This window comes from Nocardioides sp. NPDC092400, assembly GCF_040684155.1.
Lineage (GTDB): Bacteria > Actinomycetota > Actinomycetes > Propionibacteriales > Nocardioidaceae > Nocardioides.
This window is the reverse complement of record NZ_JBFBFJ010000001.1, coordinates 951,103-966,612: the sequence shown is the minus strand read 5'-3', so window position 1 is coordinate 966,612 and position 15,510 is coordinate 951,103. Positions and strand designations below refer to the sequence as shown.

The 15,510-nt window shown below is 75.0% G+C and carries 10 protein-coding genes; 6 read left to right on the top strand and 4 right to left on the bottom strand.

Going from position 1 to position 15,510, the window contains the following annotated elements; genetic code table 11:
- Positions 1 to 3 precede the first annotated feature (3 nt).
- Complete coding sequence (locus AB0N29_RS04740; RefSeq protein ID WP_302270865.1) at positions 4 to 150, top strand: hypothetical protein; 147 nt, start codon at positions 4 to 6, stop codon at positions 148 to 150.
- Between the two features lie 99 nt (positions 151 to 249).
- On the opposite strand, the gene rpsA is transcribed toward AB0N29_RS04740, so the two are convergent.
- Complete coding sequence (gene rpsA / locus AB0N29_RS04735; protein ID WP_302270864.1) at positions 250 to 1,722, bottom strand: 30S ribosomal protein S1; 1,473 nt, start codon at positions 1,720 to 1,722, stop codon at positions 250 to 252.
- 443 nt (positions 1,723 to 2,165) lie between these two features.
- Here rpsA and AB0N29_RS04730 point away from each other — a divergent pair, with 443 nt between their 5' ends.
- The 3 genes from AB0N29_RS04730 (at position 2,166) to AB0N29_RS04720 (ending at position 6,534) form a co-directional block, all read left to right on the top strand.
- On the top strand, positions 2,166 to 4,838 hold the full coding sequence (locus AB0N29_RS04730) for a hypothetical protein (RefSeq protein ID WP_364864499.1): 2,673 nt from the start codon (positions 2,166 to 2,168) through the stop codon (positions 4,836 to 4,838).
- Positions 4,839 to 4,942: 104 nt separating this feature from the next.
- Positions 4,943 to 5,692 carry a hypothetical protein gene (locus AB0N29_RS04725; RefSeq protein WP_302270862.1) on the top strand — a complete coding sequence of 250 codons (750 nt, stop codon included), beginning with the start codon at positions 4,943 to 4,945 and terminating at the stop codon, positions 5,690 to 5,692.
- Complete coding sequence (locus tag AB0N29_RS04720; protein WP_364864496.1) at positions 5,689 to 6,534, top strand: class I SAM-dependent methyltransferase; 846 nt, start codon at positions 5,689 to 5,691, stop codon at positions 6,532 to 6,534. Before AB0N29_RS04725 ends, AB0N29_RS04720 begins: the two co-directional genes overlap by 4 nt.
- 48 nt (positions 6,535 to 6,582) lie before the next feature.
- On the opposite strand, the gene AB0N29_RS04715 is transcribed toward AB0N29_RS04720, so the two are convergent.
- Positions 6,583 to 7,479 (bottom strand): DUF3068 domain-containing protein, encoded by an 897-nt coding sequence (locus tag AB0N29_RS04715; RefSeq protein WP_364864494.1) that lies wholly within the window; start codon positions 7,477 to 7,479, stop codon positions 6,583 to 6,585.
- A gap of 126 nt (positions 7,480 to 7,605) precedes the next feature.
- Here AB0N29_RS04715 and AB0N29_RS04710 point away from each other — a divergent pair, with 126 nt between their 5' ends.
- A complete protein-coding gene (locus AB0N29_RS04710) occupies positions 7,606 to 9,456 on the top strand; it encodes a hypothetical protein (RefSeq protein ID WP_364864492.1) in 1,851 nt (616 codons plus the stop codon).
- Positions 9,453 to 10,682, top strand: coding sequence for an acyltransferase (locus AB0N29_RS04705; RefSeq protein WP_364864490.1), 1,230 nt, complete (start codon positions 9,453 to 9,455; stop codon positions 10,680 to 10,682). The genes AB0N29_RS04710 and AB0N29_RS04705 overlap by 4 nt, the downstream gene beginning before the upstream one ends.
- Here the strand turns inward: AB0N29_RS04705 and AB0N29_RS04700 are convergent.
- Both AB0N29_RS04700 and AB0N29_RS04695 read right to left on the bottom strand, forming a co-directional pair.
- Positions 10,574 to 14,734, bottom strand: a complete 4,161-nt coding sequence (locus AB0N29_RS04700) for an alpha-(1->3)-arabinofuranosyltransferase family protein (RefSeq protein ID WP_364864488.1) — start codon at positions 14,732 to 14,734, stop codon at positions 10,574 to 10,576. The two genes, AB0N29_RS04705 and AB0N29_RS04700, sit on opposite strands and share 109 nt — an antisense overlap.
- The gene (locus tag AB0N29_RS04695; RefSeq protein WP_364864486.1) at positions 14,731 to 15,501 is read right to left on the bottom strand and encodes a class I SAM-dependent methyltransferase; all 771 of its coding nucleotides are present in this window, start codon (positions 15,499 to 15,501) and stop codon (positions 14,731 to 14,733) included. The genes AB0N29_RS04700 and AB0N29_RS04695 overlap by 4 nt, the downstream gene beginning before the upstream one ends.
- Positions 15,502 to 15,510: the final 9 nt, after the last annotated feature.

Genomic DNA, 15,510 nt, shown 5'->3' with positions numbered 1-15,510 from the left:
GCCATGACCTTCCTGATGCTGCTCCTGCTGGTCGCCACCGCCCTGGCCGTCGCGACCGTCCTCCGCACCCGACACGACGGCCGCGGGCCGTCCCGGCCGCCCGCCTCCCACGTCGAGGACCCGCGGTTCCGCGCCCCCGGCGTCTGGTGACCGGCCCGCCACCCAGCCGTCCGGACATGCCGAAGGCCCGGCCACCGTGAGGTGGCCGGGCCTTCGTGCGTCTGGTGCTGCTACCTGCTGGTCAGCGGGTCACTGACCGCCGGTCAGCTTCTCGCGGAGCGCCTGCAGCGCCTCGTCCGAGGCGAGCGAGCCGCCCTCGGTGGAGGCGGTGTCGTCGGTGCCACCGCTGGAGTACGACGTGGCCTCGCCGGCCTCGACCTCGGCCTTGGCGGCCTCCTGCTGCTGCTTGACGTGGGCCTCCCAGCGGGCGTGCGCCTTGGCGTACTGCTCCTCCCAGGTCGCGCGCTGCTCGTCGAAGCCCTCGAGCCACTCGCCGGTCTCGGGGTCGAAGCCCTCGGGGTAGACGTAGTTGCCCTGCTCGTCGTACGTCGCGGTCATGCCGTACAGCGTCGGGTCGAACTCCTCGACGTCGGCGGCCGTGGCGGTCTCGTTGGCCTGCTTGAGCGACAGCGAGATCCGGCGACGCTCGAGGTCGATGTCGATGATCTTGACCATGACGTCGTCGTTGACCTGGACGACCTGCTCGGGGATCTCCACGTGGCGCTCGGCCAGCTCGGAGATGTGCACCAGGCCCTCGATGCCCTCCTCGACGCGGACGAACGAGCCGAAGGGCACCAGCTTGGTGACCTTGCCCGGCACGATCTGGCCGATCTGGTGGGTGCGGGCGAAGTGCTGCCACGGGTCCTCCTGCGTCGCCTTCAGCGACAGGGAGACACGCTCGCGGTCCATGTCCACGTCGAGGACCTCGACGGTGACCTCGTCGCCCACGGCGACGACCTCGGACGGGTGGTCGATGTGCTTCCAGGACAGCTCGGAGACGTGGACGAGGCCGTCGACGCCGCCGAGGTCCACGAACGCACCGAAGTTGACGATCGAGGAGACGACGCCCTTGCGGATCTGGCCCTTCTGCAGCTGGGTCAGGAAGCCGTGGCGGACCTCGGACTGGGTCTGCTCGAGCCAGGCACGGCGCGACAGGACCACGTTGTTGCGGTTCTTGTCGAGCTCGATGATCTTGGCCTCGAGGGTCTGGCCCACGTAGGGCTGCAGGTCGCGGACGCGACGCATCTCCACCAGCGAGGCGGGCAGGAAGCCGCGCAGGCCGATGTCCAGGATCAGGCCGCCCTTGACGACCTCGATGACGGTGCCCTCGACGACGCCGTCCTCCTCCTTGACCTGCTCGATGGTGCCCCAGGCGCGCTCGTACTGGGCGCGCTTCTTGGACAGGATCAGGCGGCCTTCCTTGTCCTCCTTCTGGAGGACGAGGGCCTCGACCTTGTCGCCGACCTCGACGACCTCGGAGGGGTCGACGTCGTGCTTGATCGACAGCTCGCGCGAGGGGATGACGCCCTCGGTCTTGTAGCCGATGTCGAGCAGGACCTCGTCGCGGTCCACCTTGACGATGGTGCCGTCGACGATGTCACCGTCGTTGAAGTACTTGATGGTCGCGTCGATCGCGGCGAGGAAGTCCTCTTCGGACCCGATGTCGTTGACCGCGACCTGAGGCGCGTCGTAGTCCGGAAGAGTGGAGATGGTGCTCGTCATGTAGAGACAGATCCTTGGGTGGGCAGATGTCGTGCGGGCGCGCGCGGGAGGTCGTTTTCACTACCGGTGGTGTCGTGCCCGGCACGCTGCGGAGCAGCGGGTGGGCTGATAGCGAGCGAGGGTCCGCTCCGTCCGGGACGCAGGCAGACCTCTGGCGCGTGGCCAGCCTACGCCGCGGCGCGAGGCGGAGCCAACTCCTACGGCGACCCTCGCAGGTACCCACCGCCGCCGGCACCGGTCGGGGTCCTCGCAGGACCGGCGCATAGCGGGGTCCGCGCCGGGTACGACACCAGCAGCGACGTGCCACCCCGCCCCTGACGTGGTCCTCTCCCCCAGGCGCCGGTCCGCCCCCTCGCTCGGCGCCCCCGTCGTGCCGTGCCGCTCCGGCGCGGTCCCCCGGCGTGCGGGCGCCGTCCCCCCGACCCCCGCCACAGGAGACCCCCATGCCTCCCATGCCCCCCGAGCGACCCCTGCCACGACCGGTCCGCACCGGCCGGCCGTCCCCGGCCGCCCTCTCCCTGACCGCCCTCTCCCTCACCGCCCTCTCCCTGACCGCCCTCCCGGCACCGGGCGCGGCAGCCGCCCCCGAGCCCGTGCCCACGACCGTCACCTCCTCGGTGACCGGCGAGGTCCTGCACGTCGACGCCCTGGACCTCGGCGGGGTGGTCACCGCCGCCGAGGTCGGCCTGGGGCCGGTCCGCGGCACGGTCGGTGCCGGCAGCCCCCGGGTCACCGCCCGGGCCGCCAACCTCGACACCGCCCTGCTGGGCCAGGCACTGCCCGGCATCCTCGCCGAGGCCGAGCAGTCCGCCCCGCCGGACGCCGGGGCGGCGGACACCGCGTCGATCGTGCCGACCAGCTCGTTGCCCGGCGTCCTCTCCCTCGGGGTCTCCCAGGCCTCCGCCCGGGCGCGGATCGGCACCGGCGGCCAGTGCCTCCCGAGCGTCCCCGACGTCTCGAGGTCCTCGGTCAGCACCGCCGACGCCACGGTCCTCGACGTGCCCGGCGTCGGAGCACTCGTCGAGGTCCCCGGCACCGTCAGCGCCTCGCAGTCCACCCGTTTCGTGGCCAACGGCGAGGCGAACGGCGGGCGCGACGTCGTCGCGGAGGCCGTCGGCTCGGCCGCCGACCTGCGCCTCCTCGGCGGAAACCTGGTCGTCCGGGTCGCCTCCGCCCCGCGCCTGACCGCCACCGTCACCGGCGACGCCGGCGCGTCGACGGTCGACTACGAGCGCCCCGTCGTCACCGTCGCCGCTGCGGGCCGGGCGGCCGAGCCGCTCGCGCCGGGCGTCCCCCAGGACTTCGCCGTCCCGGGCAACCCGCTGCTGCGCCTCGAGCTCTCCCTCGGCGGCCAGACGGAGACGATCGCCGCCGACGGCACCCGCGCGGTCGGCGACGCCAGCCTGCTGCACGTCGAGCTGGAGCTGCTGCCGGTGCTCGGCGACGGCGTCGTCGTGGCCGCCGTCGACCTCTTCCCGATGCACGTCGAGGCCACGGCGCCCGCCGGGGGCCTGGCCTGCGGCACCGAGACCGGATCGGCCGACTCCGACTCCGACGGGCTCACCGACGCCCAGGAGACCAGCGGCAGCGAGAACCCCTTCTCCTCCCCCGGCAACCCGACCGGTGCGACCGACCCGCGGAAGGCCGACACCGACGGCGACGGCCTCGGCGACGGTCGGGAGGTGCAGGTCGGCACCGACCCGAACCGGGCGGACACCGACGGCGACGGGCTCTCCGACGGCGCCGAGGTGGTCACCCACCGCAGCGACCCGCTGGTCGGGGACACCGACCGGGACGGCCTGGGCGACGGACGAGAGGTCAAGGACACGCGGACGAGCCCGACCGACGCGGACAGCGACGACGGCGGCGTCGACGACGGCACCGAGGTGGGACGCGGCACCGACCCGAACAACCGGGCCGACGACCGCCCGGCCGCCGACGCCGACGGCGACGGGCTGACCGACGTCCAGGAGACCTCCGGCTCGGCCAACGGCCTCTACGGCGGTCGCCCCACCAACCCGGCCGTGGCCGACAGCGACGGCGACGGCCTCGGGGACGGGCGCGAGGTCCAGCTCGGCACGAACCCGAACGACGCCGACACCGACGACGACGGCCTCACCGACGGCGCCGAGGTCACCACCCACCGCACCGACCCGCGGGACGTCGACACCGACAACGGCGGTGCCAGCGACGGCCGCGAGGTCGCCAACGGCACCGACCCGCGCGACGTTCCGGCCGACGACTTCCGGACCGCTCCGCCCGCGGGGCAGACCGACCGGGACGGCGACGGCCTCTCCGACACCCAGGAGACCAGCGGGTCGGCCAACGGCGGGTTCGGCGGGAAGGCCACCGACCCCGCCGACGCCGACACCGACAACGACGGCCTCGGCGACGGCCAGGAGGTCACCGGGTCCGCGAACGCCTCGGGCGGCCGCGCGACCGACCCGAACGACGCCGACACCGACGACGGCGGCGTCATCGACGGGGTCGAGGTGCGCAACGGCACCGACCCGCGCGACCCGCGCGACGACCTCGCCGGGTCCCCCACCGACGGCGCCGGCGGCACCGACGTGGACGGCGACGGCCTGACCGCCGTCGAGGAGGCCGCGGCGGGGACCGACCCCACGGACCCCGACACCGACGGTGACGGCCTGACCGACGGCCGGGAGGTCGAGCAGACCCGGACCGACCCGCGGGACAAGGACACCGACGACGACGGGCTGAACGACGGCCGCGAGGTCAAGCAGACCCGGACCGACCCGCGCCGGAAGGACACCGACCGTGACGGCCTCAAGGACGGCGCGGAGGTCAAGAAGCACCGGACCGACCCGCGCCGGAAGGACACCGACCGGGACGGGCTGACCGACAAGCAGGAGGTCACCGGGTCGGCCAACCGTCGCTACGACCGGTGCCCGACCAACCCGAAGCGGGCCGACAGCGACCGCGACGGCCTCAAGGACGGCGCGGAGGTGAAGCGGTACCGGACGAACCCGTGCGACCGCGACACCGACGACGGCGGCCAGAACGACGGCAAGGAGGTCCGCGCGGGCAGCGACCCGCTCGACCAGGGCTCCTGGCCGAGCAACCCCCGGCAGACCGGTCGCACGAGCGGCTGACGGGCACCGACCGCACCATGGCGGGGCGGGGGCGGGCGCGGACCACGGGGTCCGCGCCCGCTTCGCCGTTCCGGGTGCCCGCCGCGCGGCGCTACGGTCGGTGCATGCCCCTCCTGCCCACCCTCGTCGGCGCCGCGACCCTCCCGGTCCGGCTGGCCGCCGCAGCCACGCAGACCACCCTCCAGCTCGGTCGTCTCGCCTCGGCCGACGGCCCGGTCCGTCGCCCGGGCGGGTACGCCGACCTGCTGATGCGGGTCATCGGCGAGCACGGGTACGCCGAGCAGCTCACCCGCCTGGTCGCCGACGAGGACGGGCCGCTGCGCCTGGCCGGCGCGCTGGCCGACCTGCTGGCGCCGGACCGCCCGCTGGGCCGGGTGCTGCAGGCCGACGGCGTCCTGGACCGGCTGCTCGCCGAGGACGGGCCGGCGGTCCGCCTGCTCGCCGACGGCGGCGCCCTGGAGCGGCTGCTCGCCGACGGCGGCGTGCTCGACCAGCTCGCGGCGCAGGACGGCGTGCTCGACCGGCTGGTCGCCGCCGGCGGCGCCCTGGACCGCCTCACCTCCGAGGGCGGGGTCCTCGACCGGGTCCTCGCCCCCGGCGGGCTGGCCGACCGGGTGCTCACCGAGGACGGGTTCGTGGAGAAGCTCGTCGCCGACGGCGGCACGCTCGACCAGCTCGTGGCGCTCGGGGAGACCCTGGAGTCGATCCAGCCGCGGCTGCAGGAGCTGGCCTCGCTGATCCCCTCCCTGGCCGACTCCGCCGACTCCCTCGGGCGGGCCGTCGGCCCCCTCGGCGAGCTGGCCGGCCGGTTCCCGCTGAACCGGCGCCGCGCGCTCGGCGCAGGGCCGTCGTGAGCGGGTCGCCGGACGCTCCCGACTCCCGCCACCACCCGCCGATGCCGCCCGTGCGCGTGGAGCGCCGCGCGGTCGACGAGACCGAGTCCAGGCGTGCCAACGGCCCCGACTGGGACCGCTACGCCGACGAGTACCAGGCCACCCACGGGGAGTTCCTCGGCGACGTCGGGTTCGTGTGGGGACCGGAGGGCTTCACCGAGGCCGAGGCCGGCGTCCTCGGCGACGTCGCGGACCGCGACGTGCTCGAGGTGGGCTCCGGCGCCGGTCAGTGCTCGCGCTGGGTCCGGGCCCGGGGTGGTCGGGCTGTCGGCCTGGACCTCTCCCTGCGGCAGCTGCAGCACTCGCGCCGGATCGATGAGGAGACCGGCGTCGTCGTGCCCTCCGTCCGCGCCACCGCCACGGCGCTGCCGTTCCGCGACGCGTCGTTCGACGTCGTCTTCTCCTCCTTCGGTGCGCTGCAGTTCGTCAGCGACCTCGAGGTGGCGGTGGCCGAGACGGCCCGGGTGCTGCGGCCCGGAGGCAGGTACGCCTTCTCCATCACCCACCCGACGCGGTGGATGTTCGCCGACGACCCGAGCGAGGCCGGCCTGGTGGCGAGCCAGTCCTACTGGGACCGCACGCCGTACGTCGAGGTCGACGACGCCTCCGGGGAGGTCTCCTACGTCGAGCACCACCGCACGCTCGGCGACTGGGTCGCGGTGCTGTCCGGCGCGGGGTTCGTCATCACCGACCTGCTCGAGCCGGAGTGGCCCGAGGGCCACGACCGGGTCTGGGGCGGCTGGTCGCAGGTCCGGGGACGACTCACCCCCGGGACCGCCGTGTTCGGCGCGACCCGGGGGTGAGCGAGGGGCTGGTGCTGCGGGCGGTGCGACCGCCTCGAGGCGCTGGCCTCAGGCGGGCTGCGGCGCGACGTGCGCCTTGGTCGCCCGGCGCGGGCGACCGACGAGCAGCAGCAGCGCGCCGAGCAGCAGGGCGACGGCGCCGCCGATGAAGCCGATGCGCGGGATGGTGCTGGTGATCAGGTCGAGGTTCGCGGCGTTGTCCTTGGCCTCGCTGACGCTGGTGGCGAGCTGGTCGTCGGTGAAGGCGACGTTCAGGTCGAGGACCTGGGTGCCGTCGGCCAGGTAGCGCTGCTGGGACTGCTCCTGGTTGACCACCGCTCCGGTCTTGGGCTCGACGTAGATGTCGACGGCCTGGCTGTAGGTACCCGGCGTGCCATCGGCGATCTCGATCTCCTCGTCGGCGACGGCGGAGGAGAAGTGGTAGACGGGCAGGCCGTCCATCTCGGTCGCCTCGACGTACTCCATGTCCACGGTGCGCCCGAGCGTGCCATCCCAGTAGGGGTAGTCCTTCTTCTCGGTGTCGAAGGGGAACTTGTTGACGATCCCCTCGTACGGCGTGGAGCCCTCCGGCAGGTTCTCGTGGTCGCGGGCGAGCGCGGTCACGCGGTCGGTCGCGAAGGTGCCGACCGTGGCCGAGACCAGCCGCGGGTCCTCGCCGTCGACGCAGTCGGGAGCGTCGCCGTCGGCGTTGCTCACCACGCAGGAGGTGTTGACCCAGACCGTCGTCCGGTCGGTGGAGGCCTCGCTGTCGGCCTTGGTGATGCTGGTGACGTTCACCGGGAACGTCTCGCCCAGCTTGGTCGCCGTCCCGTCCAGCCGCGTCGTCTGGTCGACGTCGACCGGCGTCTTCTTCACCACGCCCGGCGCCCACAAGGTCGTCAGCACTCCGGCCACGACCAGGAAGCCGCCGACGGCGATGAGCACCCGTCCGATGATCTTTCGCACCGCATTCCCTCCCCAGGAAGTCTTCTGGCGCTGAACGTAACCTGCGTCACAGCGTTCGTGCACCAATTCGGCCAAATGCCGTCCGTACTTCCTCCGAACCGGGTGCGGCCGGGCAGACTGCGCCGCGTGCGTGGAGCGATGAGGCGGCTGACCAGGCCAGCGACGACCACCCGGCGACCGCCCGTCGACACCGGCCGGGCCGTCCTCGGCGCCGCGGTGGCGATGGTCCTCGCGCACGTCGGGTTCCGGACCTGGGCGCTCTCCGGCGGGTTCTTCTACGGCGACGACTACCAGCTGGTCGACGAGGCGCACGCCGAGGGCGGCCTCTCCGCCGGCCAGCTCGTCGAGCCGTACGCCGCGCAGTTCATGCCCTGGGGCCGCTTCCTCGCCTGGCTCGCCTCGACCACCGACCAGCTGAGCTGGCCGGTGCTGGCGACCACCAGCATCGCGATGCAGGCGGTCGCCAGCGCCTGCTGCCTGTGGATGCTGCTCACCCTCTTCGGCCGACGCGCCGGGATCCTCGTGCCGCTCGCGCTCTACCTCACCACCTCGATGACGATGCCGGCGATGATGTGGTGGGCGGCGGCGCTCAACCAGGTGCCGATGCAGGCGGTGTTCTTCGCCGCCGTCGCCACCTGGGTGCACTACCTGCGCTCGCGTCGCCTGCGCTGGCTGGCGCTGACCCTCGTGGTCCTCGGTCTCGGCCTGTGCTGCTACGTCAAGACGCTGCTGGTCTTCCCGGTGCTGGCCTTCATCGCCCTCGCCTGGTTCGCCTCCGGCGGCCCCGTGCGTCGGCTGGTCGCCGTCGTGCGCGCCTACTGGCCGGCGGTCCTCGTCGGCCTCGCGGGCGGTGTCGCCTTCCTCGTCTACTACGTCGTCGAGGTGCCGCAGATCTCCTCGGGCGAGCGGCCCCAGGACCCCGGCGGCCTCGCGGACCGGATGCTCGGCGACTCCTTCACCACCGGCGTCCTCGGCGGGCCCTGGCACTGGAGCACCGACATCGCCCCCGTGGCCCGCGCGACGCCGCCGGACTGGGCGGTCCACCTGGCGTGGACCGCGATCGCGCTGCTCGTGGTCGGCATCGCGCTGCGCCGGGAGCGCACGCTGCGCGCCTGGGCGCTGCTCGCGCTGTACCTCGGCACCGACTACGTCCTGCTGCTGACCACCCGCGCCCAGATCGTCGGGTCGGTCAGCGGCACCGAGTACCGCTACCTGACCGACGCCGCCTGCGCGACGGTGCTGTGCCTGGGGCTGGCGACGATGGGGCTGGTCGGCGCCGAGCAGCCGAGCCGGACCCGGGCGGAGCCGCTGCTGGCACGGGTCCCCGGGCCGCGCCTGGTGGCGGCCGCCACCGTGCTGGTCGCCGGCTCCGGCGTGGCGAGCTCGGTGGCCTACGCCCGGGTCTGGCACGACCAGCACCCCGGCAAGGCCATGCTCGGCGGGGCGGTGCGGGAGCTGGCGGACGTCGGCTCCATCGACCTGGCCAACGACTCGCTCGCGTCCGACGTGAGCGGCGCCTTCGGCCCGCCGTACAACCAGCTCGACGTGCTCCTGCCCATGCTGACCCCGGCGGCCCGCTTCCCCGACGCCAGCGAGCGGCTGCACCTCGTGCAGACCGACGGGGAGGTCGTCCCGGCCGACCTGGACGAGGTCGTCGAGGCGGAGCCCGGACCGGTCGCCGGCTGCGGCTGGCGGGTCCGCGGGGCGGGTACCGACGTCGTGCTCGAGGGACCGGCGATCGGTGTCCCGTGGTGGGTGCGGATCGACTACCTCGCCTCGGCCGACACCGGTCTGCGGGTCGGGGCCGGCGGCGGCTCCACCACCGCCGACCTCGTGCGCGGGCTGGGCACGGTCTACGTCCGCGTCGAGGCCGACGACCAGTTCGAGGAGATCACGCTGGACGGCCTCGACCCGGGTGTCACGCTGTGCGTGGACGAGCTCGCGGTCGGCGACCTCGAGCCGGAGGAGGACGAATGACCACCGTCGCGGCGGCACCCGTCGAGCTGGACACCCACGTCGCGCCGCGCTTCCCCGCGCTGGACGCCCTCCGGGCGGTCGGCGCCCTCGCGGTGCTCACCACGCACGTCGCGTTCTGGTCCGGCGACTACGGCCAGCACGGCTTCTGGGGCACCCTCCTCTCCCGGCTCGACGCGGGGGTGGCGGTCTTCTTCGTGCTTTCCGGCTTCCTGCTCTCCCGGCCCTACCTCGCGCGCGCGGCCACCGGCCTCCCCCGCCCCTCGACCCGCTCCTACCTCTGGCGACGGCTGCTGCGGATCGCCCCGGTCTACGTCGTGACCGCCGTGCTCGCGCTGGCGCTCCTGCGCGAGAACGACGGCCTGGGGGTCGGTGACTGGGTCAGCACGCTGTTCCTCGCCAACACCTTCGTCGACCCGCTCCCGCCGGCCGGCCTCACGCACATGTGGAGCCTGGCGGTCGAGGTGTGCTTCTACCTGCTGCTCCCCCTGCTGATGCTGGTCGCCACCGGCCGCGGAGCCTCCGGCCGGCTCTCCCCCGCCCGGGTCGTGGCGCTGCTGGTGCTCATGGCGGCCGTGACGGTCTGGTGGCACCTGGACGGGGGCGACCGGGTGGGCGACCGGGTCGACGGCGCGACCGGGCAGTGGCTGCCGGGCTACCTCACCTGGTTCGCCGCCGGGATCGGCCTCGCGCTCGTGCACGTCCTGGCCACGCGCGGCGGCGCGACCGCATGCCGGCTGCTGGCGCCGGGACGGCAGGCGGGCGCCTGCTGGGCGCTCGCCGGCGGGCTGCTCCTGGTCTCCGCCACCCCGCTGGCCGGGCCGACGCTGCTGGTGGCGCCCACGACGGCGGAGTCCCTGACCAAGAACCTGCTCTACACCGCCATCGGGGTCCTGCTCGTGCTGCCCGGCGTCGTGGCCGACGAGCGCAGCGGCTTCGGCCGCACCTTCGGCCACCCGGTCGCGCGCCGGCTCGGGCTCACGTCGTACAGCCTCTTCGCCCTGCACCTGCCGGTGCTGCACCTGGTGATGTGGGTGACGGGCTGGCGGATCTTCACCGCGCCCGGACTGCCCCTGTGGCTGCTCGTCCTGGCCGGCAGCCTGGTCGCGGCCGAGCTCGGCTACCGGCTGCTGGAGGTCCCGGCGATGCGCCTGAAGCGCCTGGTCCCGCGCACGCGGCCCGAGCCGACGGTCGACACCGCGGCGACCAGCGTCACCACCGACAGGTAGCCCACCCAGGCGTCCTCGCCGGCCCACCCCGAGCTGCTGCCCCAGGGCGTCAGGGCGTACGCCGCGGCCGCGACGAGCAGCGGTGTGGCGAGGGCCCACGGGGACACCTCGGGTGCCCGGCGCTCGAGCACCAGCACCGCCGCGACCGTCAGCGCACCGACGACCAGGCCGCCGGTCCCGGCGACCAGCCCGGCGCCGAGCAGGCCCAGCACGACCGCGACCGGACGAGCCACGCGGCGGTCGGCCAGCGGCTCCGGCACCGGGCCGGCCCAGCGGCGCCGGGTCAGCCCGACGACCGCCACCAGGCCGAGGAGTGCCAGGGCGCCGCCGAGGAGGCCGGCGCGGTAGGTGGTGTCCGGAGCGAACCGCACGGTGACCGGGCCGTCCCCGGCCAGCCGGAAGCCCTGCTGCCAGCCGTCGACGACGACCGGGTCCAGGGCTGCGCCGTCCTGGGTGGCCGTCCAGCCGGCGTTGGCGTTCTCCCGGAGCGCGACGAGCGTGTCGCCGGGTGCGGGCTCGAGCACCCGCTCGACCGGCCCGGAGAGGTCCTCGACCGCCGACGTGGGCGCCGGAGCGGGGCCGGGGTCGTCGACGGCGGTGAGCACCACCGAGGCCGCCTGGGACGCGTCGCCGCGGGCCGCCGCGACGTCGACCGCGCCCGCCGAGAGCAGGAGCGGTCCGCGGACCGGGCCGCAGGGCACGGCCGGGACCTCCACCCCGCGCAGCAGCTGCAGGGGCGAGGCGCGCAGGGCGGTGCGCGTCCGCCGCGTGCCGATGCGCAGCTCCGGGCCGGTGCCGCACGGCTGGCGGACCTCGGTGTCGGAGAGACCGAGGGGCAGGTACGGCACGCCCTCGAGGCCCACCTCCCCGATGCCCACCGGGACGTCGGAGCCCGATCCGTCGAAGGACAGGTCCGAGGCCCGCTCCGCGGAGAGGACCTGGATCGTCACCCCGTCGGCGCGCACGGCGGGGAAGCGGGCACGCCCGGCGCGCCCGAGCTCGAGCTCGCGGAGCGCGACCACGCGGCCCTGCCGGGTGAACGAGAGGAGCACGCTGTCGGGCAGCCGGGCGGCCACGTCCGCGTCGACATCGAGGTCGATGCCCCGCACCGGGCGGCGGCCCAGCCAGGAGAGGGTCAGCTCGACCTGCTCGTCGTCCGGGGCGGCCAGCCAGGTGCTGGCGGGGTCGCCGTCGATCGCCGCGACCGCGCCGGCCCGCGGGTCGGCCAGGGCCGTGGAGGACGCGGCGGCCGAGGCGGGCTGGTCGCGCAGCACGAGCCGGTCGAGGGCGGCGCCCGCGCGGGGCCGGGCGGTCAGCGACGCGTCGTACGCGCGCGCGGCGGGGAGCTCGAAGGAACGCCGCACGACCGGCCCGTCCTCCGAGGTGCGGTCGCGCCCGGCGGCGCACCGGTCGCGGAGGGCGACCTGGACGCAGCCGGTGCGGCCGTCGAGGCCGGCACGGAGCACGACGGCGTCCGGCGCGCCCCACTCGGCGGGCACCGACGGCAGGTCGAGCACGCGGCGCACGGTCAGGCCCGGCACGTCGACCTCGGCGATCGCCAGCTGGCCCTGGGACGGTCCCCCGGCACCCTCGACGCGCAGCCAGTCGACCTCGGTGCTGCCGTCCTCGCCGGCCGGGAGCAGCATCCGGCGCGTGCCGCCGGCGCTGAGCTCGACCGGCTCGGAGGCGCCGTGCTCGGTGACCACGCGCAGCCGCTGGCGGCCGTGGCCGGCCGCGGCGGTGACGGTGAGCTGCTCGACGTCGAGCGGCTCCTCGAGGTCCACCCGCCACCACGGGGTGCCGTCGCGGAACCCGGAGTCCCAGGCAGTGTCGGGGGCGCCGTCGAGCGCGGCGTAGGGCAGCGCTCCGCGGTCGCTGCCGCCGGAGGTGTCGGCGTCGGAGAGCGAGGACGAGGCGGAGACGGCGCGGGCCCCCTCGAGCCGCGCGGTGGTCGTCCAGCGGTCCATGTCGTCGAGGGGGTAGTCGCGCACCGGCCGGTCGCTGCGCGGGACGTCGCCGGGGGTGGTCACCGCGGACGTGCCGTCGTGGATCCGGGCGAAGGAACGCTCGCGCTCGCGCAGGCCGTCGGTGAGCACGACCCGCCCCGGGCGGCCGTCGCCGGTGGACAGGTCCTCCGCGTCCGGGGCGAGCACGGTCGGACCGCCACCGAGGACGTCGAGGTCGAGCAGGTCCGGGAGGTCCTCCGGTCCGGCGGCCAGGACGGTCGGGTCACCACCGGAGACGGCGGGCGAGGCGGCCGGGGACACGGCGTACACCTCGACGGCGGGGCGCTCGGCCTGCCAGCCGCCGTTGACCAGGATCCGCTGGCCGTCGTCGCGCAGGTGGGCGTCGCCGCCGATGGCCGGACCGAACTCCGCCACCCGCTCGATGCCGGGCGAGGCGTCGATCGCCTGGTGCACCAGCACCGGGTCGGGGACGTCGTCGGAGCGCTGCAGGTCGTTGCGGACCACGAGGTGCTCGACGCCCGCGCGCCGCAGCGCAGCGGTCAGGCCGGCCGACCCGTCACCCTCCGCGAGCCGCTGCTCGATGCCGTCGAGCATGCGGATGGTCGCCGGCGGCGTGAGCGGGATGACGTTGCGCACCGCCCACCGGGAGTCGGCGAGCCACTGCATCGGCTCGTCGGCGGTGTCGCCCCACAGGTACTCGCCGAACGGCGAGCCGGGGACCAGCAGCGCGGTCCCGCCGGCGGACTCCTCGGCGACGTAGTCCGCGACCTCGTGCCAGTAGTCCGGGACGCCGAGCGTGGCGCCGGCCGGCTCGACGCGGCCCTGGAGCGCCGGGGCGGCGGTGCCGACCACGGCCACCACCGCCGCCAGGACCAGGACCCGCCGGTTGACCCGGTCGGCGCGGGGGGCGTCGCGGTGCTCGCGCAGTGCGGCGAGCGTGCGGTCGACGACGAAGGCCAGGCCCAGCACGAGCGGCAGCCGGAGGACGGGGTCGAACTTGTGCACGTTGCGCAGCGGCGCCAGGACGCCGTCGAGCAGGTCGGCCACCGGCTCGGCGAACCAGCCCTCGACGGCGCCGCGGTGCCCGGCGGTCACCATGAGCGCGCCGACCAGCAGGGAGAGGCCGAGGAAGGCGCGGTGGGGCGTGCGGCGGTCCAGCAGGCCGGCCGCGCCGAGCAGGAGCAGGACGCCGCTGAGCACCAGGACCCAGGAGGTGCGGACCAGGTCGTTGCCCGCACGCGAGCCGGCGTCGGCGTACGGCACCCAGTTGGAGGTCCCGCGCAGCGCGTCGAAGAGGGTCGTCGGGAACGTCGTCACCGACGTGGTCTCGATGAAGTCGAGGAACGGCGGGCTGTAGGCGCCCATCACGAACAGCGGCACCAGCCACCACAGCGTCCCCAGTGCGGTGAACAGCGGCCACCACACCATCAGGGAGCGACGGCGGGGGCCCGGCGTGCGGGTCAGCAGCCACACGATGCCCAGCGGCAGCACCGCGAAGGTCGCCGCGGCGTTGACGCCGCCGACCATCGCGACCGCCAGCGCGGAGAGGGCGGCCGCGCGGCGGGGCGAGCCGTGCGTGGCGCCGCGGACCAACGGCAGCAGCACCCACGGGGCGACCGCGCTCGGCCACGCCTCGATCGAGATCGGGCCGAGCGTCGTCAGCAGCCGCGGGGACAGCGCGAAGGCGAACCCCGCCACGAGGCACGCGAGGTCCGAGCGGACGCCGAGCGCGCGGGCGACCTTGGCGGTGCCGACGAGCGCCACGGACATGACCAGCCCCTGCCACAGCCGCTGCACCACCCAGCCGGGCAGGTCGACGAGCCAGCCGAGCAGGAAGAACGGCCCCATCGGCCAGAGGTAGCCGTAGGCTTGGTTCTGCAGCTGGCCGAAGGCGCCCTCGGCGTCCCACAGGTGGAGCGCGCGCGAGAGCCAGTCGGCCGGGGCGAGCGCGAGGTCGAGCTTGGTGTCGGCGGCCAGCAGGCCGGGGTCCTGGACGAAGGCCAGGCCGACCAGCAGGACGCAGGAGGCGAGCAGGCGGAAGCGGAAGGTCCCCGGCGTGCTCGCGAGCGGCTCGGTGGCGGTCACCGCTTGCGCAGGACGATCACGAGGTTCCACGTCACCACCTCGCGCACCACCGGCACGTGCAGCAGGAAGCGGGACCACCGGGGGTTGTACCGCGGGGTGAGGTCGACGACCTCGGCGACGCCGAGCTCCTGCTGCGCGCGCGCCCAGCGCATCCCGGCGCCCGCGGTCACGGCGAACAGCGACTCGCCGTACCGGTTCTTCGGCTCGTGGCCGTGCCGCGCGGCGTAGCGCCGACGCGCTCGCCGGCCGCCCAGGTAGTGCCACGGCGCGGTCTCGTGACCGCCCCACGGCCCCCACCAGAGGGTGTAGGAGATGAACACGGTGCCGCCGGGCCGGGTCACGCGGACCATCTCGTCGGCCATCCGCCACGGGTCCGGCACGTGCTCGAGGACGTTGGAGGAGTAGCAGGCGTCCAGGCCGTCGCTGCGGAAGGGCAGCTCCATCCCGCTGCCGACGACCGTGCCGGAGGCGATGCCGCCCAGGCCGGCGAGCTCGCCGACGTCGGCGTCGAGGGCCCAGTACGTCGCGCCCGCGGCGCGGAAGGCGTCGCGGAAGTAGCCGGGCCCGCCGCCGACGTCGAGGAGGACCGAGCCCTCCAGCGGCACGTACGTCGAGAGCTGGTCGACCGAGTCCTCGGCCAGCGCGGTGTAGAACCGTGCGGGGTCGGGCTGCTCGTACCGGAACTCGCGGAACAGCCGCACCGAGCGCCGCAGCGTCGCCCGCCACGGCCGCCGGGGGCGGGTCGCGGACGGGGTCTGGCTCGGCACGCCGGAACC